The organism is Methanosarcina sp. WH1 (assembly GCF_000970005.1).
GTDB lineage: Archaea > Halobacteriota > Methanosarcinia > Methanosarcinales > Methanosarcinaceae > Methanosarcina.
Window position 1 is genome coordinate 257,314 of sequence record NZ_CP009504.1, and the last position, 25,869, is coordinate 283,182.

General features: G+C 43.7%; 22 protein-coding genes and 1 pseudogene. 8 read left to right on the forward strand and 15 right to left on the reverse strand.

What is annotated here, in order from left to right; translation table 11 throughout:
* Window positions 1-280: 280 nt before the first annotated feature.
* Entirely contained in the window at window positions 281-1,300 is a 1,020-nt protein-coding gene (locus tag MSWH1_RS01190) for a hypothetical protein (protein WP_048125359.1), read from the forward strand.
* Window positions 1,301-1,598: 298 nt separating this feature from the next.
* Here MSWH1_RS01190 and MSWH1_RS01200 read toward each other — a convergent pair whose 3' ends face one another.
* From MSWH1_RS01200 to MSWH1_RS01250, 11 genes are all read right to left on the reverse strand, one after another.
* Window positions 1,599-2,420: a Rossmann-like domain-containing protein gene (locus tag MSWH1_RS01200; protein WP_048125362.1), complete on the reverse strand. Its 822-nt coding sequence runs from the start codon at window positions 2,418-2,420 to the stop codon at window positions 1,599-1,601.
* Window positions 2,421-2,448: 28 nt separating this feature from the next.
* Window positions 2,449-3,240, reverse strand: a complete 792-nt coding sequence (locus MSWH1_RS01205; RefSeq protein WP_048125365.1) for a nicotinate-nucleotide pyrophosphorylase — start codon at window positions 3,238-3,240, stop codon at window positions 2,449-2,451.
* 270 nt (window positions 3,241-3,510) lie between these two features.
* Window positions 3,511-4,572 (reverse strand): ATP-binding cassette domain-containing protein, encoded by a 1,062-nt coding sequence (locus MSWH1_RS01210; protein WP_048125367.1) that lies wholly within the window; start codon window positions 4,570-4,572, stop codon window positions 3,511-3,513.
* Window positions 4,569-5,375 (reverse strand): ABC transporter permease, encoded by an 807-nt coding sequence (locus MSWH1_RS01215; RefSeq protein WP_156148045.1) that lies wholly within the window; start codon window positions 5,373-5,375, stop codon window positions 4,569-4,571. The genes MSWH1_RS01210 and MSWH1_RS01215 overlap by 4 nt, the downstream gene beginning before the upstream one ends.
* Entirely contained in the window at window positions 5,363-6,181 is an 819-nt protein-coding gene (gene modA / locus MSWH1_RS01220; RefSeq protein ID WP_048125369.1) for a molybdate ABC transporter substrate-binding protein, read from the reverse strand. Before modA ends, MSWH1_RS01215 begins: the two co-directional genes overlap by 13 nt.
* A gap of 172 nt (window positions 6,182-6,353) precedes the next feature.
* Window positions 6,354-6,995, reverse strand: a complete 642-nt coding sequence (locus MSWH1_RS01225; RefSeq protein WP_048125371.1) for an NAD(P)H-dependent oxidoreductase — start codon at window positions 6,993-6,995, stop codon at window positions 6,354-6,356.
* 252 nt (window positions 6,996-7,247) lie between these two features.
* Window positions 7,248-7,823 carry a flavodoxin family protein gene (locus MSWH1_RS01230; protein WP_048125373.1) on the reverse strand — a complete coding sequence of 192 codons (576 nt, stop codon included), beginning with the start codon at window positions 7,821-7,823 and terminating at the stop codon, window positions 7,248-7,250.
* A gap of 120 nt (window positions 7,824-7,943) precedes the next feature.
* Complete coding sequence (locus tag MSWH1_RS01235) at window positions 7,944-8,234, reverse strand: putative quinol monooxygenase (RefSeq protein WP_082087992.1); 291 nt, start codon at window positions 8,232-8,234, stop codon at window positions 7,944-7,946.
* A 64-nt stretch (window positions 8,235-8,298) separates the two neighbouring features.
* Entirely contained in the window at window positions 8,299-8,823 is a 525-nt protein-coding gene (locus tag MSWH1_RS01240) for a nitroreductase family protein (RefSeq protein ID WP_048125374.1), read from the reverse strand.
* A gap of 102 nt (window positions 8,824-8,925) precedes the next feature.
* Window positions 8,926-9,690, reverse strand: coding sequence for an epoxyqueuosine reductase (locus tag MSWH1_RS01245; protein ID WP_048125377.1), 765 nt, complete (start codon window positions 9,688-9,690; stop codon window positions 8,926-8,928).
* A 242-nt stretch (window positions 9,691-9,932) separates the two neighbouring features.
* Window positions 9,933-10,490, reverse strand: coding sequence for a flavodoxin family protein (locus tag MSWH1_RS01250; protein WP_048130152.1), 558 nt, complete (start codon window positions 10,488-10,490; stop codon window positions 9,933-9,935).
* A 159-nt stretch (window positions 10,491-10,649) separates the two neighbouring features.
* On the opposite strand from MSWH1_RS01250, the gene MSWH1_RS01255 reads away from it, so the two are divergent.
* Window positions 10,650-11,033, forward strand: coding sequence for a helix-turn-helix domain-containing protein (locus tag MSWH1_RS01255; RefSeq protein WP_048125379.1), 384 nt, complete (start codon window positions 10,650-10,652; stop codon window positions 11,031-11,033).
* 54 nt (window positions 11,034-11,087) lie between these two features.
* Here MSWH1_RS01255 and MSWH1_RS01260 read toward each other — a convergent pair whose 3' ends face one another.
* The gene (locus MSWH1_RS01260; protein ID WP_048125381.1) at window positions 11,088-12,509 is read right to left on the reverse strand and encodes an MATE family efflux transporter; all 1,422 of its coding nucleotides are present in this window, start codon (window positions 12,507-12,509) and stop codon (window positions 11,088-11,090) included.
* 828 nt (window positions 12,510-13,337) lie between these two features.
* Here MSWH1_RS01260 and MSWH1_RS01265 point away from each other — a divergent pair.
* Window positions 13,338-15,677, forward strand: coding sequence for an ATP-dependent DNA helicase (locus MSWH1_RS01265; RefSeq protein ID WP_048125383.1), 2,340 nt, complete (start codon window positions 13,338-13,340; stop codon window positions 15,675-15,677).
* Window positions 15,678-15,785: 108 nt separating this feature from the next.
* Here MSWH1_RS01265 and MSWH1_RS01270 read toward each other — a convergent pair whose 3' ends face one another.
* The 3 genes and pseudogenes from MSWH1_RS01270 to MSWH1_RS01275 form a co-directional block, all read right to left on the reverse strand.
* The gene (locus MSWH1_RS01270; protein ID WP_197074629.1) at window positions 15,786-18,437 is read right to left on the reverse strand and encodes a PGF-pre-PGF domain-containing protein; all 2,652 of its coding nucleotides are present in this window, start codon (window positions 18,435-18,437) and stop codon (window positions 15,786-15,788) included.
* Window positions 18,438-18,949: 512 nt separating this feature from the next.
* Window positions 18,950-19,606: pseudogene (locus MSWH1_RS19790) on the reverse strand (PGF-pre-PGF domain-containing protein); the annotation flags it as partial.
* A gap of 45 nt (window positions 19,607-19,651) precedes the next feature.
* Window positions 19,652-21,091, reverse strand: a complete 1,440-nt coding sequence (locus MSWH1_RS01275) for a NosD domain-containing protein (protein WP_052723112.1) — start codon at window positions 21,089-21,091, stop codon at window positions 19,652-19,654.
* Between the two features lie 648 nt (window positions 21,092-21,739).
* On the opposite strand from MSWH1_RS01275, the gene MSWH1_RS01280 reads away from it, so the two are divergent.
* From MSWH1_RS01280 to MSWH1_RS01300, 5 genes are all read left to right on the forward strand, one after another.
* Window positions 21,740-22,186: a GerW family sporulation protein gene (locus MSWH1_RS01280; protein ID WP_048125387.1), complete on the forward strand. Its 447-nt coding sequence runs from the start codon at window positions 21,740-21,742 to the stop codon at window positions 22,184-22,186.
* 103 nt (window positions 22,187-22,289) lie between these two features.
* Window positions 22,290-23,102, forward strand: coding sequence for a DUF2953 domain-containing protein (locus MSWH1_RS01285; RefSeq protein WP_048125389.1), 813 nt, complete (start codon window positions 22,290-22,292; stop codon window positions 23,100-23,102).
* Between the two features lie 34 nt (window positions 23,103-23,136).
* Window positions 23,137-24,102 carry a beta-ribofuranosylaminobenzene 5'-phosphate synthase gene (locus MSWH1_RS01290; protein WP_048130153.1) on the forward strand — a complete coding sequence of 322 codons (966 nt, stop codon included), beginning with the start codon at window positions 23,137-23,139 and terminating at the stop codon, window positions 24,100-24,102.
* On the forward strand, window positions 24,099-25,109 hold the full coding sequence (locus MSWH1_RS01295) for an NOP5/NOP56 family protein (RefSeq protein ID WP_048125392.1): 1,011 nt from the start codon (window positions 24,099-24,101) through the stop codon (window positions 25,107-25,109). The genes MSWH1_RS01290 and MSWH1_RS01295 overlap by 4 nt, the downstream gene beginning before the upstream one ends.
* On the forward strand, window positions 25,110-25,793 hold the full coding sequence (locus MSWH1_RS01300; RefSeq protein WP_048125394.1) for a fibrillarin-like rRNA/tRNA 2'-O-methyltransferase: 684 nt from the start codon (window positions 25,110-25,112) through the stop codon (window positions 25,791-25,793).
* The last annotated feature ends 76 nt before the right edge of the window (window positions 25,794-25,869 follow it).

Sequence of the window (25,869 nt, forward strand, 5' to 3'; positions counted from 1 at the left end):
TGAATCAATATGGTTGCAAAAAAATTATGTAGCTTTTGAGTCATAGTTTCCCGTTTTAAGCGAATATGTATACATATTAGAAAATTTATAAAATGTCTTATGCTCTGCTAGTGTATTCTGTAAAAAAAATTGTGCAGTTGAGTTCTAAAGCAAGTAGCATAGAACATCAAGCTACCTGAATATTTCTTTTTTCACAAACTCGCAAATGTTTGATTTTGAGATTAATTCCAAACAATAGTAGTAGTTAGAACTCTAAAATAACTAATAAGGTCTGATTATAGTGCTCAAAAGAAGGAACATTGGAAAATGGCTGATACTTATCATTTCTGTTTCTATTTTTCTATGCGTTTCTGCAAGTGCAGATGATAGCGAACTGAATTATTCTGAATATAATGAAATCTCTGCTTCCATACAGGGATTTGCAAATGATCCCTCTTTCATAGCCTATAGGGGAACCATACCGGAAACAATTGATCAGGAGTGGAAAAATTCAATTGTAGACTGCTGGCTAAATCTTAACCGAATAGGTCCGTCATATTCCGAATTTGACCGCTCAATAAGCAGCGTTGCCGCCAGTGATGTAATAATAATCGAACTGGGCTCTGCCTATAAAGAAGAAGTAAATGACTCAAGAATTGACGGGATATATCAGAAAATTGAGGATTATTGTCAAGAGCAGGAGGGAATAAGTGAGATCCCCGTTGTCTTTATGTGGGCGCAGGACGAGGAGGCTCTCCCATTACCGGATTATGGTCCTCATGTTTTTGAAGAAGTTAAACATGAATCCGGGTTCATAGCTACTCGAGGAACAATGCCTGTAATTACTGATGCCAGTGAAAAAGTGGAATGGACAGATTCACTTGTTCAGTGTAGTCGGTCACTCTGTAATCCTTATAATACTGATACAGGAATTATGCCGTATTTTGTCGAATTCGGCGGCCCTGTGAACAGTTTTGGAACTAACATCAATGGATATTTACTAGTAGGTTTCCAGGGATACAGTTCCGAAAAAGTAAATGAATCACTAATTGATGAAATATATCAAGTAATAGATGTCCGCTGCGAACAGGAAGGCGTAAGCGACGCACCAGTCGTTTTTGAGTTTATAGGATATATAACAGAAGCTGAAGAACTTTTACCAGAAGATGAGATCCCAAATGTGAATGAAAGTGATGACGCCAACTTATCAGGTAATGAAGAAGAGACTGCTGTTAATGAGACAACCAATCAGATGCCTGGCTTTACTTCAATAATGGCCATCTTAGGGCTTTTATTGCTTTTGATCGTCAAGCGTTCATAACTGCTTATTTCAGCCCAATACCCTACAACTTACTACAGGGGTGGGGGAAAAGAAATCAGGGGTCAGGAAATGAGGAAAGGGATTAAGATGATAAGATCGGAAGCGGTTAAATCTTCGAATCTGTTGTTGTTCGTTTTTTCTGTCGCTTTTCGTTTTCAATTTCTTTCGTTTTCATCTTTTTCATTTATTTTTGGAAAAGGCCGGCTTCCTTCGTCAGCCGGTGAGTTCATGGGGACTAAGAATCAATATACACAAACCTTCTCAGGGTTCTATTTTGAGTCCTAAAACGGCTATCTCATTACTTTCTTCTAAACGCAACCTTCTCTCCGCAATACTTGTGAAGTTTTTTCGTTCCTCCTGCTTCGCTGACAATGGTAAGCATGGTCTCAGGGATAGTGATCCGGGTGCCCATTACTGCTGTAATTCCTCGTTTGAAGAAGGGTTCCGGGTAGAGAGGAGCACTTGGGCCGAGCAGGATTACTTCCCTTGCTGCACCCCGGAGGGAAAGAAGTTCGTCAAAGGTCCTGTTTGCGAGAGTACTTGCACTGAGGATGATCACATCCGATGAGGGGAGGATCTCTCTGGCTTTTTCCGAAGGGAGGGTCCTGGTTTGAGGGGATTCGATTTCACGTTTTTCGAGGACCGTGAGTTTCTCGGTTATTTTCATGATTCTCGGGACGAGTGGGCCGAAATAGCCAATCATTGCAACCCTGTCTCCGGGCTTTATGAGGTCCAGGATGTCCGAGCTGGAACGCTGGAATTTTTCGGGTTCCAGGTCATGGAGCATATGGGAAAGTGCATTTATGGTTGCCACTCCTACTGCTGCTTTAAGGGGGTTTTCTGACAGGGCAAGTTCAAGTATTTTATTCGCAGTTTTACCTTGCAGGGTATCTACAAAACCCAGAGCAGGGCAGCAGGAAAACTCGTTGAGGGGAGTGCAGGCAACACCTCCGTAGTTTTCGGAAAGCAGGACTCCGGTATAGGCCAGCCCTATCCTGACATCCTTTACTTCGATTTCTTCAAGGGCTGGTCCCAGGTCTTTTTTGAGCGCACTTACGAGGGAGGACAGGATTCCAGTTTCTTTTTCTCCTTCCTCGTTCGTTTTTTTCATTTCTATCATTTCTCCCTCCTTTTTTCTTCTCTTTTTCTTATGTCCTTTCGATCTTCGTTGTAAAGTCAAGGGGATTTGCGTAATAGGGAGCGCTTATAACGATAATATCAACAAGAGGGGCGTATTCAGGAATCATTTTTGCCTTGATACCTCCCACTGCAAGTTCGAGTTTAGGGTTTAATTTCTTAAGTTCGGGTCCGAGTTCCCGCAATTCCTCTGGAGAAAGGTGGTCAAGGAGCATGATATCCGACATTTCGACATATTTGAATGCTTCTTCTCTTGACCTGGGCTCGATTTCTATTTTCTTCATAGCCCTGAGCTCTCCCAGTTCTCCGGCAACTTCCAGGTGGTTCTGGCTGAGCTGGATGGAATCACTGAGGGAGTTCCTGTGAATGTCTCCTCCGCCTGCTCGAACGGCTTTGAGCTCAAATATCCGGGACCCGGGATGGGTCTTTCGGCTTGTTGCAATTATAAGATCAGGGTTTGCTTTTCTGGCTGCGCTTACGAACGAAGAGGTTTTGCCTGCTATGGCACACATGATGGAAAGGAAAGTCTGAGAAACCCTCCACAATTTGAAAAGGGTTTTAAGGTCTCCTTTGGCTTCAAATATGCTGTCCTGAGGTTCAAATTTTTCTCCATCTCTGAGGTATTTCAGGACTATAAGGCCCTTTTTTTCATAATATTTGGCCAAGTCCTCGGCACAGGCGCAGACTCCGGCTTCCCTGGTTCGGATCCTGAGTGTTCCTTTTCCTTCAAGCCTGAGCAGTTCTGCACTTTCATCCTGGTAGGGGCAGTCTTCGTAAAAGTAAAGGTCAAAAAGGTCTATCATGCTTTGCCTCAAAAATTTTTATTTTTATGTTGATATTTCTTTTTCTTTACGTTTTTCTTAACATTTTTCCTGACATTTTTCTTTACGTTTTTCTTTACGTTTTTCTTAACATTTTTCCTGACATTTTTTTTACGTTTTTCCTGACGTTTTCCCTTATATTTTTCCTGACATTTTTCTTGATGTTTTCCTTGATGCTGGTTTTTTCATATCCCTTTCTTTGTTCCCGATCAATGTTCATTTTGAATGCTTTTAGTTTATCTTCGATCGTGTTTACCTTATTATCTTGGCATTTGAAGCTTTAAACACGGAATAGATTTCCCTGCCCGGTTCGAGCCCGAGTATTTCACATGAAGTCGGCGTAATCACGGCTTTAATTCCAGCATTTCCCATCTTCATTTCGACCACGACAAGGTGTTCTTTTTTGAAAATTCCCGAAACTCTTCCTTTCAAAATGTTCCGGGCCGAACTTTCCACAGTCTCTCTGGCAAGAATGATCTCTTCCGGGCGGATGGAGACAGTGACCTCTTCTCCGGGCTCTGCGGGGTCTGCAGAATAGATTTCCAGACCCTCGGCTTCAACTACTGCGAGTTTTCCTTTAAGAGCCTTTACTTTTCCTTTCAGCACATTGGTGCCCAGAAACTCGGCCACGAAATCCGGAGAAGGCCGCTTGAAGACAGATTCCGGGTCTCCTGCTTGCATAACTTCCCCTTTTCTTATGACAACCACCCGGTTTGCCAGGGCCCAGACGTCTTCAAAATCATGGGTCACATGCAGGACAGTGGTGCTGTAGTCCGCAATTGCCTTTTTCAGCATCTCCCTTAACTTTTCCCGTGTTCTTGTATCAAGGGCGCTGAAGGGTTCGTCAAGAAGGAGCAGCTTTGGTCTGGCAACAAGGCTTCTTGCAAGGGCTGCCCTTTGCTTTTCTCCTCCGCTAAGGGTAGTTGGTTTTCTGTGCAGGAGTTCGCTTATCCCGAGGACTTCAGCAACCTTCTTTACTTCGGCTTCTATCTGCTTTTTGTCCCGTACCTTTTTCCTGAGGGCATATGCTATGTTTTCGAAAACGTTCATGTGGGGAAAAAGCATGTGGTCCTGGTACACTATGCTGATATGCCTCATGTCGGGAGGAAGGTCAGTAATATCTTTTCCTTCCAGGATAATCCGACCTTTTTCGGGTCCGTAAAAGCCTATTACGGTTTCAAGGATCAGGGACTTTCCGCTGCCGGAGGGGCCTATTAGCGCCAGATAGTCCCCTTTTTCGGCTTTGAGTCCTATTCCGCTGAGTTCGAAACCCCCAACGTCAAGGCAGAGGTCTCTGATCTCAAGGAAACTCACATCTTACCTCCTTCGAACCTCTCGAAACTAAGGATTGCAAGAAAAGCAATTCCCATCAACAAAATTCCGCTTGTGATTGCCATTTCCAGGTTCCCGTAGGAGATGTTCAGGTAAAGGGTCACAGGCAGGACTTCGGTATGCATGTAAGAGCCTCCTGCAAGCACCAGGACGGCTCCAAAAGCCCCAATGCACCTGGCAAAGGTAATAACGCTCGAAGCAAAGAGCCCGCTCCTTGCCATCGGGAGGGTCACATGCCTGAAAGTTTCGAATTCCCCATACCCAAAACTCCTTGAGACCTGTTCGTACCGCGGGTTGATGTCTTCAAAAGTGGAGTAGATAACCCTTACAGCATAAGGAAATGCGACAAAAAATTGGGCGACCACTATTCCTAACTTGCTAAATATCACCTTTATTCCTGCCATCTCAAGGTAAGGTCCGAGAAACCCGTGTCCGAAAAGAAGCAGGAGGGCAAGGCCCATGACCAGTTCAGGAAACGCCATAGGAAGCCCGAGTACTGCCTTTACAATACTTTTTCCCGGAAAAGAATAACGGGAAAGGGCATAAGCTGTTGGGATTGAACAGCACATGACAGAAAGTGTCGAAGCTGATGAGGTAAGCATGGAAAGTTTCATGGAATAGGCCATCTCTTCTGAAAGCAGAGCTGAGATGATTTCCGAGGGTTTAAGGACGAAGAGCAGAACCCCTATGGATGAAAAAAGCAAAAAAGTAAAGAAGAAGGCAATGCCTACGGTGAGGTTCCTGAACCAGGAGTTGTTCATTCCCGGGGATCTTAAGAATTGCATGGCTCAAAGCCCCATTTTTCCCAGGTCTTTTCTGCCTCTTCTCCAGCAATGTAAGTGTTGAAAGCCTCTGCCAGTTCAGTATCTTCGGTATATACGGAAACTGCTGTTGGTATGGTTTTTACTTTATTCTGTTCTTCGGGAATCTGGATAATTTCGAGTTTTCCGTTGGCTTCACTCCAGCTTGCCATGTCCTCCCAGATAATTGTTGCATCCACTTCTTCGGATACAACGTAGATGAGAAGCTGATTTACGGTCGCAGTTTTGACAATTGTGTTATTCTCAACTTCGGGAAGTATGCCTGCCTTTTCACAGATTGCTTCCGAGACTCTGCCTATTGCAGGTCCGTTGGGGTCTCCGAGAGCCAGTTTTACTCCGGGTTTTCCAAGGTCTTCAAGCCCGCTTATGTTTGCCGGGTTTTTATCAGGAACTGCAATTACCGGAATATGCAGGGTCAGGTTTGTCACACTGTCATTGAAAACATAATTCCTGTCCATAGCCTGTTTGGTGTAGTAGTAATCTCCGGGAATAAAAACATCACACTCTTTTGAGGTCAGAATTCCGAATATTTCGGCACTTCCTCCGTAGCGCACCTCAACATCTGCCCCGGTCTCGTTTTCAAAATTCCCGATCAACTCGGTCATGGGTTTTATCAGCCCGGCTCCGGAACAAACCGTGATTTGTCTTCCCTCAAACTCTTTTCCCTGGTTTTCCAAAACAGGTGTAGATGCTCCTTTTTCAGCACACCCGGAACCAGCCAGGGCTATTGCCAGTATCATAATAATTATGAATGCGCAGACTTTTTTCATTCAAATACCTCTTCGGATGGAAGTTCAATGATATGTCTGAACACACATAACGGTTAATATAGTTTTTTATAATAATATTCCGTGCAAATATTATATAAAAGTATTGTGAGGTTCAGGCTGCCCACCAGGCCCGAATTCTCAAAAATCGAAATGAAGGCGTTTTCCTCTATATTTAAAGTTCAAATATTCTATTTCTATATCTCTTGAGTTCTTCAGCCCCCTTTTCCTTTGAAAGGCTGCTCACCTCGTAGATAATATGGGATGGCAGTACCTTCATCCCCATATACTCAAAAACGCAGTGAGTGACGGATTCAAGGTGCCTGTTAAGGTCCCCGTGTTCCCCTCCATCGGAGTACCATTCCTGCGAAGCCCCTGTAGTGGTGGCAATCATTGCAGCTTTTCCTTTCAGGAGCCCGGTTTCGTAGGCGCTGTTTGTGATAGGGTTGAATCCAAAGCCCGGAGCCAGGACCCTGTCTATCCAGCCTTTCATTATCGCGGGCATGGACGTGAAGTATATCGGGAACTGAAAGATGAGGAGGTCTGCCCACTTTACTTTTTCCATCTCCTCTTTTATGTCAGGTGCAAAAGCTCCGGTTTTCGAGGCATGGATTGCTTCAAGGAATGGCTTGAAAACATCCGGCTTTTTTCGTTCTGTGAAGTCCCCTGCATTGAGCACAGGATTGAAGCTCATTGCGTAAAGGTCTGACAGTCTTACTTCGTTGCCTTTTTCTTTCAGGGCAGCGAGAGCTGTGTCTTTCAGGGCGGCATTGAAGGATGTTGGCTCAGGGTGTGCGTAAATATAAAGAATTTTCATTTTATTCCCCCTAATTCTATTCATGAAATTCGTTTCCCTGAATAAATAAGTAAGGCTGCCTCTTTCTTTGAGGCAAAAAAGGTTGTTTCCTGGTATGTAGTGATATTATTATATTCTGAATTTTTCAGGGAGTGCTATAAATTATACCTTCAACTAAATATTACACATTAGCCAGGTTTTCTATCGCAAGCAAACCGCATAGCGGGCCTTAGAACCTTCAACTAAATATTACACATTAGCCAGGAGTAAAAGTTACGCATTGAGTTTTTTCAAAAGCCATGCCATATTCTGTCCCAGAACCTGCATGGTCCGGATGCCCTCTTCGTCTTTTTCGACATCCCCTTCAGCAAGTCCTATCCCTATGTTCCAGTAATTGGATCCTGGAATTATCATCTGGGAAATCGTAAAGAAGTGGTTGATAGAATCGAAAGCATGGACAGCTCCAGCTCTCCTGACTGCCACTACAGCTGCTCCTACTTTCCGCTTGAAAATTTCGCCATTGGCTATGGCAACAAACCCTGCCCTATCTATAAGGGCTTTGAGTTCAGGTGTCAGGTCTGCGAAATATGTGGGTGAGGCAAGGATTATGCCGTCGGCTTCAAACATTTTTTCAATGCAGTCATTGACGATGTCTTTGTCAATTACACACTTTCGGTCTTTGTTTTCAAAGCATTTTGTACAGGCTGTACAGCCGTGGATACTTTTTCCCCCTACCTGCACTGTCTCGGTTTCGATCCCTTCTTTTTCAAGCTCTTCAAGGACGTGCTTTATGAGAAAGGCTGTATTGCCTTCCTTCCGTGGGCTTCCGTTAAATGCGACGACTTTCATTGTTTATATCCCCCGATTAATTTCCGCATTTATATCTTATATGTTTGATGGAACTCCTTCAAAAAACGAATGGGAGTCGAATTTGAGGAATTTTATGATTTTGCCGTCAAATTAGATAAATCACAGCTTTTTTTTGTATATGTCAATTTCAGTTTCTTTTTCAAGATATTCTGAAAGCAAAGGAAATATTTCTTTGAAATGATTGGAGTTTAAGTGTTCGTCCAGGCTGTTTTTATCTTTCCATTCTTCTAATATCGTCAGGATTCCTGGATTTTCTAATTCCTGATACAACCCATATTCTATGCAGCCTTCTTCTTTTAATGATTCTTCAACAAGGTTTTTACACAAATCCATATATTCTTGAATTTTATCAGGTTTGACCTGGTTTTTTGCAACAACTCTTATCGTCAATAAAATCACCAGCTTGTAAAGAGTCTTGATTCTTTCAGTTCTTGATTCTGCCAGTATTACAGCATCATTCTTTATTCTGACCGTACCTGTTGTGGTAAACTTTCTCTTCCCTGTACCGGTCCTGAGATCCGGGCTGCTGAGCAGGATAACCGATAGGTACAAGCCCAAGAGGAAATACGTGATCAGGCAGTCCAAAAGCTTTCCGGAAGCCTTTAACCTTATCTGTCATGGGAAAAATCCCTGTCCAGACCGCTCCAAGCCCAAAATCGTGAGCTGCGAGCAGGAGGTTTTGAATGGCTGCCGAACAGTCCTGAACCCAGTACCCGGGGGCTTTTTCCTGAGTCGTATCCCCGCAGACCAGGATTGCAAGAGGAGCTTCCCTGCACATGCTTGCATAGGGGCTGTATGTGGGAATTTCATCCAGGAGTTTCCGGTCATCAATAACAATAAAGACCCAGGGCTGGGCATTAACTGCGGATGGAGCACTCATTGCTGCTCTCAATAGTTTGGTTACCAGCTCTCCCGGAACTGGCCTGTCAGTGTATTTTCTAATACTTCGGCGAGTGTGGATTGCTTCAAGAGTTTCCATATTCAGACTCCTTATTTATTCCTGAGAGATCCGGATGAGAAAATGCTTCTGCAGTTTTCTCTCCCTCTGTTTTACTGTTTTTGCCCGTTTTATCTCAGCTAATTACGGATTTTTTCCGCCATAAGACCTGACATGCTCCCAGGCTTTATGATGGCTGGCAAAAAGATCTCTATCCACATATATTGCATTGTCCTCCCTTTTATATCGCACTCTGTCGTTTCCTACAGGGCAGACCTTAATACATATTCCACACGGTGAGATGTAATGCTTGTTTAATTCAGCACTATATGAGGAACAGGCTTTCCTGTCTGTCAGTCCGCTGGGGTAATCTTCCTTATTCAGAGCATTTGCCGGGCACATTTTTACACAACGCATACATCGGGTGCAAAGCTGAGTCTTCAGCATTGGATCTGGAGGAAGTTCAGCCGTGGACAGAATTGAACCGAAACGGACTCTGGGGCCATAATCCGGTGTAAGGATCGTATTATTTACTCCAAAGGTCCCCAGACCCGCGAGAAAAGCAGCATGCCTGTGAGAAAAGAATGCAATGGGATTTTCCAGGAGTACCTGAATGTTTCCGTACCCGTCTCTCGGTACAAAAACAGATGGATATCCTTTATTGGTCAGGAAATTGGCAAGCCGATACGTATATTGATCCAGCAAGGTATTTACAGTATTGTACAGTTCGCGGTAATATATCGAGGGGGATGTCTCCAGCACCGGCAGAGGGATCGGCAATCCAATAACTATCACTGATTTTGCTTCTGGATATATGGAATGGGGATAGAATTCTTCAGGCACCCACGGCAAAAAAGGAGGGTTATTCCATCTTTCAATACTGGCAACCCCTACCATGGGTATATCCATGCTTTCGCATTTTTGCAGGAGAGCCTTTTTCAGATCTTCAGTCGTAGGTTCATCCCTTCTTTATAATTTTTTATTGCTACAGGGAGCTTGTTTTTTCTATTAATTCGAATATTTCATTCGCTAATATGTCAAGAAATTAATAAGTCCGGTGTTTCTGACAATTGGAAAGAAGGCGCGAACATCCCCCATTGTTTGTAGTGGGGGTGTTAGCGCAACTTTAATTTTTTTTCTTTAATGCCTGTTTACTTTAACAGGTTTAAACCTGCGGTTTTCGCTTTTTCCATAAGTCCGGAATCGTCCTTTACCTCTCCGGGGGCGTGGTATCCTACTCCTACTATCGTATCCTTTACCTCCATGCCCATGAAGTTTGAGATCTGTCCTGCGAACTCAGCATAGACCCCTTTGAAAGCGGCTGGGTCAGGCATTCCCTGAGTTCCTACTATCACAGCCTTTTTCCCTGCAGGGATGCGAGAGGAAAAGTCTGCGTTTATGAGGGAATAGCAGCGGTCAAGGAAAATCCTCATCTGGCCTGTAAATTGGCCAAAGTAAATTGGAGAGCCAAATACAACGCCATCAGCTGCTGCAAGTTCATCGAATAATTCCATAAGGTCGTCTTCAAGCTTGCACTTATCATGGCTCTTGCAGTAGTTGCAGCCCTGGCAGCCTTTGTAGTTCATCTCATTGAGGAAGAAGTTCCGGGTCTCAGCTCCAGCTTCTGCTGCGCCTTCAAGGGCCTGCTGGACAAGGATATTCGTGTTTCCGTTCTTTCGGGGACTTCCAACTATACCTATAACTTTCATTTTGACACCTTTCATCTGTTAATTTGAGCCTTTTTTAACAAAATAGAGTCTCTTCTGGCAGTAACGTGCATTTGCCAATATTTAATCTACAATAACTATATTTATATGCCATATATGCAATCCGGATACTTAGTAATAAAAAGGATAGTATGAAAGTTTATGGTAAACGAGGCACAAAATAATAAACACTATCATTGCCCTGTTGAAGCGACTCTGGACGTAATAGGTGGTAAATGGAAACCCTTAATCCTCTGGCAATTGCGAGCGGAGAAACTGCGATTTTCAGGGCTCAAGCGAAGCATGCAGGGGATTTCTCCCAAAATGCTCACAAAACAGCTTAGGGAACTCGAAGGAGATGGGCTTGTCCTCAGGGAGGCTTATCCTGAAATCCCGTCCCGGGTTGAATACTCTCTGACTGAATTTGGAAAAACCGTGCTTCCGGTTCTGGATGCTCTATTTGAATGGGGAAATGGGTACCTTGAAAGGGAGTACATTCTTGATAAAAATGAGGAAGTAAAAACCGCTGATGGGATTTCACATTAACTGTTTTTTCAGTAGCGGTCACTTTCCTGAAGCAGGTCACTTTCTTGAAGCAGGTCACTTTCCTGAAGCAGGTAAATTCCCTAAAGCAGGTAAATTCCCTTCAACCGGGTCAATTATCACATTTTTTCCTTTTTCAGCAAGCAGTTTGAACTCCTGGATTACCATGAATAGGGTTACTGCAAAAGCCAGGGTATCTGCAAGAGGGAAGGCTGCCCAGACCCCGAAGAGCTCCAGATACCTAGGGAGTATAAGTACCAGCGGGATCAGGAAAAGCACCTGCCTGCACATGGATAAAAATAGGGAGGGTCTTGTTTTGCCGAGCGCCTGGTAAAGAGCCCCTCCAACGACCTGAAAACCCACAAGGGGGGTTGCCAGCACCACAATTCTTACGGCGTATTTTCCTTCAACTATCAGCTGGTGGTCTCCACTGAATATCCCGAAAAGCTGCTCCGGAAACATGTAGAGTACCAGAAAACCTGCAATGGACATAACTGTGGTGGTGAGGATGGCAAGCTTTACAGTTTCCCTTACACGCTCAAAGTTTTTTGCTCCGTAATTGAAGCCTACAATCGGCTGAAGACCCTGGATAATTCCGAACATGGGCATGAAGGTAAACATCAGGAGCCTGTTAATTATCCCGAAAACAGCAATTGCTATGTCTCCTCCATAGAAGGCAAGGAGGTTGTTCAGGATTATTACCATGAAGCTACTTGATACGTTTCGCGCAAAGGGGGATACCCCGATTTCCAGGACTTCTTTTATGATTTTGCTGTCCGGCCTAAGATCAGTAGGGTGGAAATTGAGTGTGCTATTCCCACTCAGGAAGTAGTGGGCAATGTAAAGTACTCCTATTGCCTGGGCCAGAACAGTTGCGACAGCAGCTCCCTTAATTCCCATCCCAAAGCCAAAAATAAAGAGGGGGTCAAGTATTATATTGAGACCCCCGGACATCATCATGGATTTCATGGCAACCTTTGCATTCCCTTCGGCACGGGCAACAGCATTTGTTACCATTGCAAGTGAAAACAGGACAGTGCCGGAAAGGATTACTCCCAGGTATTCAAGGGCATAAGGGAGAATAGTGTCAGTTGCCCCGAACATTTTTAGGAGGGGTACGATATAGAGAAGCCCTGCTCCTGTTATCAGTAAGCTCGAAAAAATGGAAAGGAAGATCAGGTTTGCAAAAATTTTGTCGGCTTTTTTCGTATCTCTTTCCCCAAGGCGGCGAGATATGATGGACGCTCCTCCGATGCCGATAGCAAGGCTTACAGCCATTCCGATCATCTGGATAGGGAATGCAACTGCAATTCCTCCGATTGCCTGGATGCTCTCGGTTCCATAGGCCCTGCCTACGAATACCGTGTCCACAAGATTGTAGAAAGCCTGTACAAGCATTCCTATAGTTGCGGGCAATGACAATTTAAAAAGAAGTTTTCCGATTTTTTCTTCTGCCAGCATCCGGCTTCTTTCGTCCATCCTTTAATTCCTCAGAACTGTTCCCACATTTTATTTCTAATTGTTTTTATATTAGAGTATGAAACTTACAAGAACAGTTAATTGAATATAGTCTTATCGATGTTATGGTTTTATGAAATTGGAAGATAAGGCCGGAAAACTTTATCTGGCTATCTTTCGTCTGTCTTTCGTCTGCCTTCGGATAACTGGTCAAGCAATTACACACCACTCAACAAGTAAAAATAAATCCTCTCCCTCTGTGTTGGTATAGTACCAGGGATCGGTTTTTATCTGGCTTATTCGGTAGACAGTATAAATGATTTAATGATTCTCATAATAATAGTTCTCTGAAAATATCCCTCAAAAATAACTATAATAACGGGTTTCAAAATATTTATTTACTGTCGAGGGCGATAGTTAATTATGGTTCTTAAAGATGGTTAATGACAGTTCTCAGAAAGATATTAAGAGGAACTGTATGTTCCCCAGTATAATACATAAATATATAAATACCTAAATAAATATGTAAATACACAAATATATAAATAACTAATATATAAGTGTATAAATATATAAATAACTAATGTATAAGTATATAAGTATATAAATATATAAATAACTAATATATAAGTATATAAATGACAAATATATAAGTATATAAATATATAAATAACTAATATATAAATAAATAAATGACGAATATATAAGTATATAAATATATAAATAACTAATATATAAATATATAAATAACTAATATATAAATAAATAAATTAATAAAGTCTCAAAATGAATAAATTCCGATGGACTGTTCAGGGTTCAGGAAACCGGAGAGGTATCAGGGTTAAGCGTATGATGCAAAAGAACGGATACATGCGATATTTTACAAAAAAAAGCTGCTACCCAAACCAGGCAGAAGCCATGGAGAAGATTCATTCGGCTCTCCTGCAGGAAAAAATCGTGCTTTTTGAAGGGGCGTGCGGGACAGGCAAGACCCTGAGTTCCCTTGCTCCTGCTCTTCATGTGGGGAAGAAACTCAATAAGGTCGTAATCATAGTCACAAATGTCCACCAGCAGATGGTCCAGTTCATCCATGAGACCCGGGACATCAACAGGGACAACAGTATAAAAACAATTGTTTTCAAGGGCAAGACCTCCATGTGTCCCGAGAACCTCGACTATGAGGAGTGTAAGCTAAAAGGGGAAAACACCTATGACCTCCTTGAGTTTGAGAGGGAAGTCTCTTCAAAGGAAAAAGAACTCAAAGATGCCTCGGAAAAACACAAACGGACAAAAGACCCTGCCCTCTACGCCCTCAGGAACGAGCTTGAAAAAGAAATCGAGGAAGCCCGAAAAAAGGCGCAGTCCCTGAGAAACCACTCCTGCCCAAAGCTTTATGAGGTCCTCAAGTTCGAGGGAAATGAGTTTTCTTCCTGGCTCTTTTCGGATGTAAGAAGCCCTGAAGATGTTATGGAATATGCGGAAGACCGGGGCATGTGCGGGTATGAGTTGCTTAAAAAGGAGCTCAAAAACACAGAACTTCTGATCTGCAATTTCCATCATGTGCTCAATGCTGATATCTTCATGACTCTCCTTAAATGGCTTGAGAAGGACCCTGAAGACATCATTCTTATCTTTGACGAAGCTCACAACATCGAGGCTTCAGCCCGTTCCCATTCCTCCGTAATGCTTTCCGAAATATCCATTGAAAAAGCTCTTTCTGAGGTAGGGGAGATTCCTGAGCCTGACAATTCTTCTGCATTCGGGGGAGGTTTCGGATCAGGCTCCGGAATCCCTCTTGACCAGGACTATGCCTCCCGACTCTACGCAAAAAGGCTTTTTTCCTGTTTACTGACCTCTATAAGAGATACTTATGACTCTAAGTTGAAGTTCGGGGAGAGGAACAGGCTTGGAAAACACTGGCAGGACATTCAGATTAGTGATCCTTATGAGCGCCTCGATGTCCTGAAAGTTCGTTTTTTGCGGGATGCAAAGAAAGAAGGGTTTGCAGATGAAGAACAGGTACTTACCAGGCTGCGGGAAATTGGGGAATTTGGAGGCAGGCTGGAAGAAATTTATGCTGAAAACTACAAAAAAGGGCTTCTTTCTGTTCCCAAGCGTTCCCAGATCCGTTATGTTGCAGATTTTCTTTCTTCTTATCTTGTACTTTCGGATCGGCAGAACTATTACCCGATCCTGAACATGCGCAGAGACTTTAAAAGCGACAGGGTAATCGGCAGGCTTGAACTTTTCACCTGTATTCCCAAGAATGTGACCCAACCTTTGCTTGATTCCGTTTATTCGGCAGTGCTGATGTCGGCTACCCTTCGGCCTTTCGAGATGACCAAATCCTCACTGGGCATTACCCGGGAAATAGAAGAAATCACCTATGGGACTACTTTCCCACAGGAACGAAGGCTTACTCTTGCGGTTTCAGTCCCTCCTCTCTTTGCAAAAAACAGAGACAGCCCGGAAACTCTGGAAAGTTTGAAAGAAGCGCTTCTAGCTGCCATTGCTGCATCGTCCGGAAACGTGGTCGTTTATTTCCAGAGTTATGCGGAAGCCCTCCGCTATACAAAACTCCTTGGGCCCGAGCTTACGATCCCAATTTTCCTTGATGAAGTCGGGGTCTCAGCCCAGGAGATCAGGCAGGAGTTTTTCAAAATAGGTGAGCAGGGAGGAAAAGCTTTGCTCATTACCTATCTCTGGGGAACATTGAGTGAAGGTGTTGATTTCAGAGACTCCCGCGGCAGGACCGTGATCATTGTAGGCGTGGGGTACCCGGCTCTGAATGACAGGATAAAAGCTGTAGAGTCGGCATATGACACGGTTTTCAATTTTGGAGATGGCTGGGAGTTTGCAGTCCAGGTGCCAACAATCAGGAAGGTAAGGCAGGCAATGGGAAGAATTGTCCGTTCTCCTGGAGATTTCGGGGTAAGAATCCTCCTTGATGCTCGCTACCAGGGCTCCCAGATGCGCAAGCTGGGCAAATTTTCGGTTTTCGGATACTTCCCTCCCGAAGAGAGCAGAGAGTTTCTCGATGTAGCTCCAAGGGATGTGGGAAACTTGGTAGAAGAGTTTTTTGCAAATATAGTGCCCTGTTCCCCTGAAAAAAAGGAAAATGATAAAAAGGAGCCGAAATCTCCGGCTTCAGGTCGGCTGGAGTTCGGAAACCTTGCAGAAAAGCTCTGAAAAGTAAATGGCTCCATTACTCCATCTTTTTTCTTCATGATCACAAATTCATCATGTTAAATGTGAACTGTAAATAGGAGAAGCGGAACGTTATGAAACGTCCCGGTATCATTTCTTCATGCTCTTCAATACCAATCCGACTAACCCCAGAGCTCCGATAACGATCCCTACGCTTAACAGGATATTGCTGTTCCTGCTGTTCTCCTCAGATTCAGGTTCTTCAGTCTCGTTCTTTTCTGATTGAACATCACCAATAGATCTTTCTTCAGCGGGAATCTGTTTACTTTCTTCCTCAATCTGTCGGATAGTCGTACCTGTTATCGCAAAGGAAGAGAACCCGGGAACATCGGTAGTGAAGTAGAGGTATTTATCATCTTCTCCTGTAAGGTTGGTCGTCAGCTGCTCCCAGTTTTTTTCCTCATACCTGTTCAGTGTGATCGAGTCCTGATCTATACTTTTATTCTGTATCCAGGACTTCTCAACCTTGAAACTGAGAACAGGGTTTTCTATATTCTTTGAGCTTGCGATTTTGCCATTTCCAACCCAGACATTAAAGGATTTGTAGACCTCCCCTGCAGGCAGTTCGGAAACAAGTGCGGACTTATTTTTCAACTGCTCAGCAATAGTTGTGGTTTTTCCCAGAGTCTTTTTTGCGTCAAAGCCTACATACGCAACACAGGTTGCATTCTTTGTGAAGTCAAACTTTACAGCTTTTCCGTTTGTAATGAAGACCTGTGAAAGCTCCTTCACTTCAACATTCTTTGCAGGCTCAGGGGAACCTCCTCCACCGCCACCACCGCTACTGTGACTGCTTCCTCCTGAACTTCTCTTTTTCAGCACATTTATTTCGAGAGCTTTTGAAACCGTGCCGTTTTCATTGCTTGCGAACAGGTTTACGGTATAGGTTCCCGGAGATGTGTACACATAATCTATGGTACTGGAGCTTGCGTCAACCACTCCGTCATTATCAAAATCCCAGCCCTTCTCGGTTGCTTTTTGCGAGAGGTCTGTAAATAGGACTGCAAGGGGAGCATATCCGCTCGTAACATTCGCGCTGAAATCTACAACAGGAAGCCTGTCATCCTCTTCTGTCTCCAGCACTTCTATTCCTAGTGTTTTTGAAGCCGTGCCGTTTTCATTGCTCACTGTCAGGTTAATAGTATAGTCTCCCGGGACTTCATATACGTAAACCGGACTCCTGTCGGTGGAATCAGGTTGTCCGTTGTTGTCAAAGTCCCAGCTCCAAGAAACTGCATTTTGTGAGAGGTCGGTAAACTGGACCTCAAGAGGAGCAGGACCCTGAATAACGTTGGTGCCGAAATCTGCAACAGGAATTGTTGGTTTGGAGGTTTGAAGGACAGTTATCGAACCTGTTTTTGAAGATCCCCCATTTGCATTGCTTGCTGTAAGCGTTACAGTGTAGGCTCCTGCTGAGGTGTATGTGTGTACAGGGTTCTGGTCTGTTAAAGTGGTTCCGTCTCCAAAATCCCAGCTCCAGGCTGTTGGAGAGCCTGTACTCGTATCTGTAAATGAAACCTCCAGTGGGGTGTTTCCTGAGACAACATTGCTTGTAAAGTTAGCAACAGGAACGACTGGTTCAGTGGTTTGGAGGACCGTTATCGTACCGTCTTTTGAAGCTGTTCCGTCTGCATTGCTTACTGTAAGCGTTGTCGTGTAAGTTCCTGCTGAGGTGTATATGTGTACGGGATTCTTATCTGTTGAAACGTTCCCGTCTCCGAAATCCCAGTCCCATGTAGTGGGATCTCCTGTGCTTTTGTCAGTAAATGAAACCTCCAGCGGGGCATTCCCTGAAGTAACATCGCTGCTGAAGTCCGCAACAGGGGGCACAGGCTCAGGTGAGCTGGACGGGTATACAAGAGGCAGGTAATCTACGTATGAGCTGCCTGGCAGGGTGTATGTAGAGTCGGAAATCCCATCTCCATCATTATCTAATGCTGTGTCGGAGAACCCTGTTCCATCCGGTTTTCCCCAGTAGTTCCCTCCGATATTAGAGCCACCGACGATATTTGTTTCTTCGGTTTTTGTAGTATTAAATCTACTTCCTGACCCGGTTTTAATGGATATCCCGGTGTTATTGAAGTAGTTATTATAAACCAGATTTCGGTCACACAAGCTACAACTATAGAATCCTACATTATTGTTTAAAGTAACAGTATTGCCTGAAATGTTATTATCGTCAGAGCTGCCAATATAGATGCCGCGTTCGGAATTGGTAACCTTATTTCCGGATATGATATTGTTTTTTGAACTCTCAAGCAAAATTCCATAATAACCACAATTTATAACTGTATTACCTGATACCGTGCACTCTGTAGAACTCACGAGATAAATTCCGCGCCCGTTAACCGTGAGTTTGTTTTGTTCAATTACACAGTTATTGCATCCGGATAGACGTATTCCTGAGGCGCTTTGCGCAGTTGCTGCAGCAGCTTTAATGCCGCTAATTTTTACCCCGTCCGCATCCACAAAGACCGCGTTGTCTGCTGTATTCTTAGCTTTAATCATTGTATCGTCAGGGTTTCCGGATGCTGACCTGATAGTTAGGCCATCTGTATATATTTTGACATTTTCTGTATAAGTCCCGGGTTGTATGGTTATTACGTCCTCTGAACTTGCATTGTCAACAACAGCCTGTATAGAATCTCCTGGCTGGACTGTAATCTCGGCCGTGGCTCCAGTACCTGAAATTAATATTAAAATGAGAAAAGCAATTAGTAAAACGATTAATTTATTTTTAATTTCTAATTCCTCCGGCTATTCAAGAAATTGGGGGTGAAATCTGTATTATAGGTAAATTTGTTTGATGGGTATATTCCATAAACCCTCAGCAGAAAACCCGTTATATCTTTAAAATTAGCGGGTAATTAACTTGTTAGCAGTGAATCAAGATATACTCAAAACCATGCGAATGTATAAATCTGCTTATAATTATTTAATAACTGATTATATTCACTCCGCATCAACTTCTTTATATTAAAGAGTTATATTTAATTGGAAAGAATGTTAATTGATATAAATATTCTGATTTAGATTAATACTTTTAAATAGAGATAAAATATGCTATATGAGGTTGAAGCCCGGGGATGTCTGGATAAAAGGGTTACGGACATAATCGAGGATAATTGAGTCCTCCGGGGGCGAAAATTAGAAAACGTGATGAAGGAATAGGCCTTCATCAATCAATTTTTCGGTGTCAAAATCTGCATTCTGTTTTTGATTTTTTTCCTTTCTTTTTTTCAACTCTTACTTTCTCACTTTCTTTTATATTTAGGGATAGCGGACAAGCAGATTATCCCGTAGACTAGTTCAAATCCTGGGGCTTTCGTGTTCTCTCCCTGTGCAGCGCTCTGTTCAACTCCTTCTCCCGCATTTTTTACTGATTCACCTTCTGCGAGGCGAGTTTCCTGTTCTGGTCCCGAGCCTGTTGTATCTTCTCCGGAGAAGCTTGTTGCCTTTCCTGTCATTGCAAAGGATGAGAATCCGGGAACGTCTGCTGTGAAGTAGAGGTATGTATCGTTTTCTTCCGTGAGATTAACTGATATCTGTTTCCACGCTTCTTCCTCATCGTTATACCTGTTCAGGGTGATCGAATCCCGGTCTATACTTTTATTCTGCAGCCAGGCTTTTTCAACCTTGAAGCAGATTACCGGGTTTTCAATGTTCTTTTCAGTTGCAAATCCGCTGTTCCCCACCCAGACATTAAAAGACTTGTAGACCTCGCCTGCAGGAAGTTCGGGGACCAGGGCGGACTCGTCCTTCAGCTGCTCAACAATGGTTGTGGTCTTTCCAGCGGTCTTTTTTGAATCGAAGCTCACGTACACTACACATGTTGCTCCTTTTGCAAAATCAAACTTTACGGCCTTGCCGTTTGTGATGAAGACCTGGGAAAGTTCCTTGGTTTCAACGTTTCTTGCAGGTTCGGGGGATCCTCCTCCACCACCACTACTACTGCTTCAGCCGCTGCTTTTCCTCATCACGGTTATTGTAGTAGTTTCTGTGTCCGTGCTGTTTGCATTGATTGCGGTCAGTTTAGCTTCGTAAGTCCCTCTGGAACTGTAAGTATAAACAAAGCTGGACTCATTAGAATCTTCGATTCCGTCATTGTTTACATCCCAGCTCCTTCCTGTTGCATTTTGGGAACGGTCGGTAAAGAGGACTGTAAGGGGATAATGGCCGCTGGTTTTATTTACTGTAAAATTTGCTGTGGGAAGAATGTTATTATCACTTTCGTTTCCTTCATTTTCACTTTCGTTTTCTTCTTCCTCTTTTTCTAGCACAGTTATATCAGCAGTTTCTGAATCAGTGCCATTCAAGTTGCTTACCGTCAGGTTAACAGTATAGCTTCCTATCGCTGAATAAGTGTGGATTGGATTCTTTTTGGTTGAAGTAGCCCCGTCTCCAAAGTTCCAGTTCCATCCTGTTGTATCCTTTGAAAGGTCGGTAAAAAGGACAGAAAGAGGGGCATTCCCACTGGTCGTATTTGTTTTGAAATTTGCGGTAGGGAGGACAGGTTCAGGTTCCGTCCTGGGAGTTACAAGAGGCAGGTAGTCAATAGAACCTTCTGCGATCTGATATGCTTCCTCAGCTATCCCATCGCCATTAGTGTCCATGTGGGTCTGGGAAAAACCATCCCCCGAAGGTGTCGCCCAGTAGTTCCCGGCTATATTGGGTCCATCGATGATATTTTCACCTGCAGTTTTTGTAGTGTTCAGAGTGCAGAATGCTGCATCCTCAATCTGCAGGTTTATATTATTATAAAAATAGTTGTTGTAAATCGTGGCAGTGTCGTCGATCAGGCGGATACCTATGCCACAGTTTTTGAACGTATTTCCGGTGACTATGTGGCTGCCCATACCCCATCCGAAATGTATACCCACATTACAGTTTTGAAATGTATTCCCTATAATTTTATTATGCCAGCTGTCATAAGTATTTACTCCCGCCCCACTTCCTGTAAAGAGGTTGTTCATTATTGTCTGATTTCCATACATGTAACTGCTACCCATACTTACGCCGCAGTCTTCAAACCTGTTATTCCTTACTGTACATTCTATGCCGGCTCGGTCAAAATCAATTCCCTTAGTAATCGTTAGCCCCTCAACACGCGAATGCATGTACAGATTGAAACCACCAACTGAAGGATATCCTGAGGCTCCTTTTATTGTCACAGACACATTCACATCGATTCGTTCATCGTCTGGATAAGTTCCAGGATTCACTATTATAGTGTCTCCATCAACCGTATTATTTAGTGCATCCTGTATTGTTGTATAATCTGCAGATCCGTCATCGTCCACATAAATTGTTGCAGCTGATGCGCTTCCCCCTACAGACAAATAAAGTACAAGAATTACTGCAAATAAGAGGATACTATTTCTTTTTTCTTGCCACATAATAAACCCATTAAAATATATTTGGATGTCCTATTTGATAAATATTTGATAAATATTACATGTTCCCGTTTCCGGTTTTTGTAACATGCTCCATTCTGGCAGCTGTGTTACTTTTTTAACATATCTAAAGCTTCCAAAGCCCGGAGTCAGAATCTATGGTTTTAAAGAGTATTACTTTTAAAGAAAATGTACTGTTATATTATATTAACGAAATACTTTCTTATTTTTTCAATAAGCGTTTCCATCTTTCCTAATGTGTATGTTTCTCAATTAAAAGCTCTCAATCAAAAACGCCATATATTTCAAAAAATAATCTCAAGTAAGCCGGGTATTTGGTTGAATTTAGGGAAGAAAATAGACCCGGGGAGATAGACTGGAGGAAAAATATATCTGAAAAGACAGGCCAGAAGAGAAAAAGCATATACTCCGAAGGGTTCCGAAAAAAGCACTATTATTCTTACTCTAAAAATTGAATTTTAATTCGGAGTTACACCCGGTTAACTGTGAATACAGGGGAACAGCAAATACAGGATTACTCAAATACAATGAAGTTAATCTCTCTTATAACTTTATTATAAATGTCTTTAAGATGGGCAACATTTATTACTCATATAAACAAATGATACCGTACATCGGGGGCTAAAAAAGATGGGCGTAGAAGAGACCATTAAAGAAATTGCATCTGAACTTGAAAGAATTGCAACTACGAAAACTGTTGTAGGAGATCCTATTACAGCTGCCGGGAAAACAATCATTCCTGTTTCCAAACTCACAATGGGTTTCGGAGGCGGAGGTGGGGAAGGTAAAAAGGAGAAAGAATCCGGATATGGAGGTGGCGGAGGTGCAGGTGCGAAGATAGAGCCTGTTGCTTTTATTATGCTCTCTGAAGATGATGCAAAAATTTTCCGGATCTCTGAGAAAGGTGATGTAGGTTCAATCCTCAGTTCCCTTCAGGAGGTTGTGCCTGACATTCTGGAGAAATTCAAAGGCAAGACCGGCAAGCACAAAAAAGGAGAGGGGTCGGAAGCTGGCAAAACGGAAATTAAAGAACAAGAGCATACGGAACCCGAAGGGAAAGGGGGCTGTTTCCAGTAAATCCCTCCGGTTTAACCTTTTTGAGGAATTTTCCAGGAACCAGAACTAACGATTAGGATCTTCGGGATAGTCAGGGCTATCTTTTTCCCTCAACCTGTTTAGCATGCTTGCCATCTATCTTTTTCTTCTGGTTTTTCTGCTTGTTTTATTCATACTTTTTACAGCGATAGTTCTTACTTTCAAGCTCAAGGTCCTGAGCGTGGAAGAAAAGAAAGAACTGGGAGGCATATTTACTGTAAAATGGCTGCTCTTTTCCTATACTTTTTCAATTAAAGAGCCTGAGGAGGAAAAATCCATTCCTGAAAAGCCAGAGCCGGAAGAAGCTGAAAGCAGAAAGGAAGACCTCCTAAAATCAGAACTCAAGATGCAGATGGAAAAAGACAGGGAACCTGGAGAAAAGAAACCTGAAGAGGAAACATTAATTTTTGAGGGCAAAGAGAAAAGAGGGATATTTGCCCGGCTAAGAAGGAAAAAAGAGACTGGTCAGGAAGTTGAGGTTGAGGCAAAGAAAGGGATGAGCACCAGAGAAAAACTTCACTGGGGCCTTGAAGCTTACAAAGCTCTTCGAAAACCTCTGCTCCGTCTGTTTTCTGACACACTTTCCGCAATCAAAATCAAAAATCTGAAGGCTGACCTTACTTTCGGGCTTTCCGATCCCGCAGACACAGGAATGCTTTGCGGGCTTATACATGCTCTTCTGGGAACGGTTTACAACCGCTGTCGGAACTGCAGCTTTTCTGTATGTCCCGTGTTTATGGAGACACTGCTGGATTTTCGGGGGAACGCGGAGATTCGTATAAAAATATATTCGCTGATTTTTCCATTCCTTAAATTTATATTTAACGGGAAAACTTTATCTTTTACTTATTCGATTGTTAAGGAAAAACTTCGGGGTAGTTCGAAGGTTAACTCCTAAGCTTTATGAATAAGCAATGAGGATACAAATGAATATGATTAATGTAGTGTCTCCATCCAGACTGCATCTTACCCTTATTGATCTTAATGCAGAGATTGGCAGGGTTGATGGGGGAGCAGGAATTACTCTCGAATCACCCAGCCTGGAAATTTCGGCAGCTGAAGCGGATGCAGTCGAAGTTGTGGGGGATTCCCTTCTAGCAGGCAGGATGCGAAAAGCAGCAAAAGCTGTGCTTCCGGCAGGGAAAGGCATCAGGATTCATATTAATAAGGAACTTCCTGACCATGTAGGGCTTGGCTCAGGAACCCAGGTCGCGCTCTCTGCAGCAGCAGCCGTAAATGAGATTTATGGACTTGGAAAAAGTGTCCGGGAACTCGCAGTTGCCGTAGGTAGAGGCGGGACTTCCGGAATAGGGGTTGCTGCTTTTGAAAATGGAGGTTTTGTCCTGGATGGGGGGCACAAATTCAGGGATAAAGGTGCATTTTCTCCTTCCGCGGCCAGCCATATGCCTCCAGGCCCTGTGCTTTTCAGGAGGGATTTCCCCGACTGGCATATTGTCCTTGCAATTCCCAATACCAAAGGCGTCCATGACGCAGAAGAAGTCGATATTTTCAAAAAAGTTTGTCCCATTCCTCTTAGGGAAGTCCAGGAAATCTCTCATGTTATTCTCATGCAGATGCTCCCTGCGCTAATCGAAGAAGACCTGGAAAGTTTCGGCAGGGCAGTCAACCATTTCCAGACTGTGGGCTTTAAAAAGAGGGAAGTTGAACTGCAGCCTCAGGCTGTACTCGATGCCATGAAATATATGCAGGACAACGGAGCCAGTGGTTCAGGGATCAGTTCTTTTGGGCCTGTCGTCTACGGGATTGTCGGGAGTCCGGGAGAAGGTAAAAAACTCCAGAAAGAAGTCCAGCGGATGCTTGATGAATCACTTGGTGGGGATGTAATGCTTACAAAGGCAAAGAACCGGGGTGCGGACATCTTCGGAGGCTCCGATTGAAAATCGATACCTGGTTTGGAGTTCTTGAGATAGGCAGCAAAGGAGAAGTCTTTGCCTCCTACCCTTTTCCAAAAGATATCAGAGAGCTTGCACTCCGTTCCCTTTCTTTGAGGGGCAGCAAGAAGAATCTCCCCCCCGAAGGTTTTGACCTGAAAGCTGTCGCTGTCGAGTGCAGGTTTGTAGAGTCCCCTTCGGAATATTATTCTCTTTTACATGAAGTCATGCTGGAAGCTGCAAAAATCCAGGTCTCAGAGGCTCTTACTCCTGACCAGCGCATAGTTCAGGCAGTAGAAGCCCTTGACGACATCAATGAGACAACTAACTCCCTTTCGGAAAGACTTTTTGAGTGGTATGGAGGTTATTTCCCCGAAAGTGGGCTCAACGGGGAAGCTCTTGCGCTTTTTATCGTTAAATACGGCTCCCGTGACAATATTGCTCCTGATGATCCTCTTTTCTTAAAAGCCAGGAATTCCATGGGCGCAAAACTCGAAGCTTCAGATGAAGCGCTTCTTAAAGGTTTTGCAGAGAGCGTATGCGGTCTCTACGAACGGCGAAAGCAGATTGAAACTTACATCGAGAGCAGTATGGAAGTCCTTGCGCCCAATCTGACCATGATTGCGGGGCCCATGCTAGGGGCAAGGCTCATAAGCATTGCAGGCAGCCTTGAAAAACTTGCTGCTTTTCCGTCCAGTACAATTCAGGTTATCGGGGCCAGCAAGGCCCTCTTCAAACACCTCCGGGACAGGGCACCGTCCCCCAAGCACGGGGTAATCTTCAGCCATCCCCTTATCAATACCTCGCCCTGGTGGGTGCGAGGAAAAATTGCAAGAGCCCTTGCAGCAAAACTTTCCCTTGCCGCTCGAATCGACTTTTACTCCGGGAAAATTGACCCTTCTATGCAAGAGAAACTGGATGAAAAAGTCCAGAAAATCCGGGCTTCAAATCCCAGGCCTCCGCAAAAAAGGCATGAAAGTGGGGCAAAACCAAAGAAAAAGAGGAGGAAGTAAATGCCCGAAGTCAGGAAGCTTTATGATGGGGTTTTTGAGGTTACAAAGGGCAAAAAGCAGCTTGTCACAAAGAACCTGGACCTGGGAAAGACTGTTTATGGAGAAAAGCTAATCCCGGTTGAAGGAGTCGAGTACCGGACCTGGGATCCTCGCCGGAGCAAGCTTGGAGCCATGGTCCTCAAGAAGTTCAATATTCCCCTTAAGGAGACTTCAAAGGTTCTCTATCTGGGGGCTGCTTCAGGTACAACGGTCAGTCACGTTTCTGATATCGTCTCTGAAGGGGCAGTATACGCTGTTGAATTTGCTCCGAGAAGTATGCGCGACTTTATAAGGCTTGCTTCCAGACGCAAAAACATTTTCCCCATCCTTGCTGATGCGGGGAAACCGGACAGTTATGCCCATATCGTTGAGCCTGTAGACCTGATCTTTCAGGACGTTGCCCAGCCCAATCAGGCAGAAATCGCTGCAAGAAATGCTGCACGTTTTTTGAATAAAAGTGGATATCTCCTGCTCTCGATCAAGGCCCGTAGCATCGACACTGCGGCAAGTCCGAAGGAGATCTTTACGGAAGAAGTAAAAAAGCTTGAACAGGCTTTCGAACCCAGATTCGAAATCTTGACTACCAGGGATCTTATGCCCTACCATGAAGACCATCTTGGAGTTCTGGCAAAGTTAAAAGAGTGAACCTGCTTTTCCGGAAGATTGAATTTTTCGGAAATTTATTTGATCAGGATTCTCTGTATGGTAGTATAAGTTACTT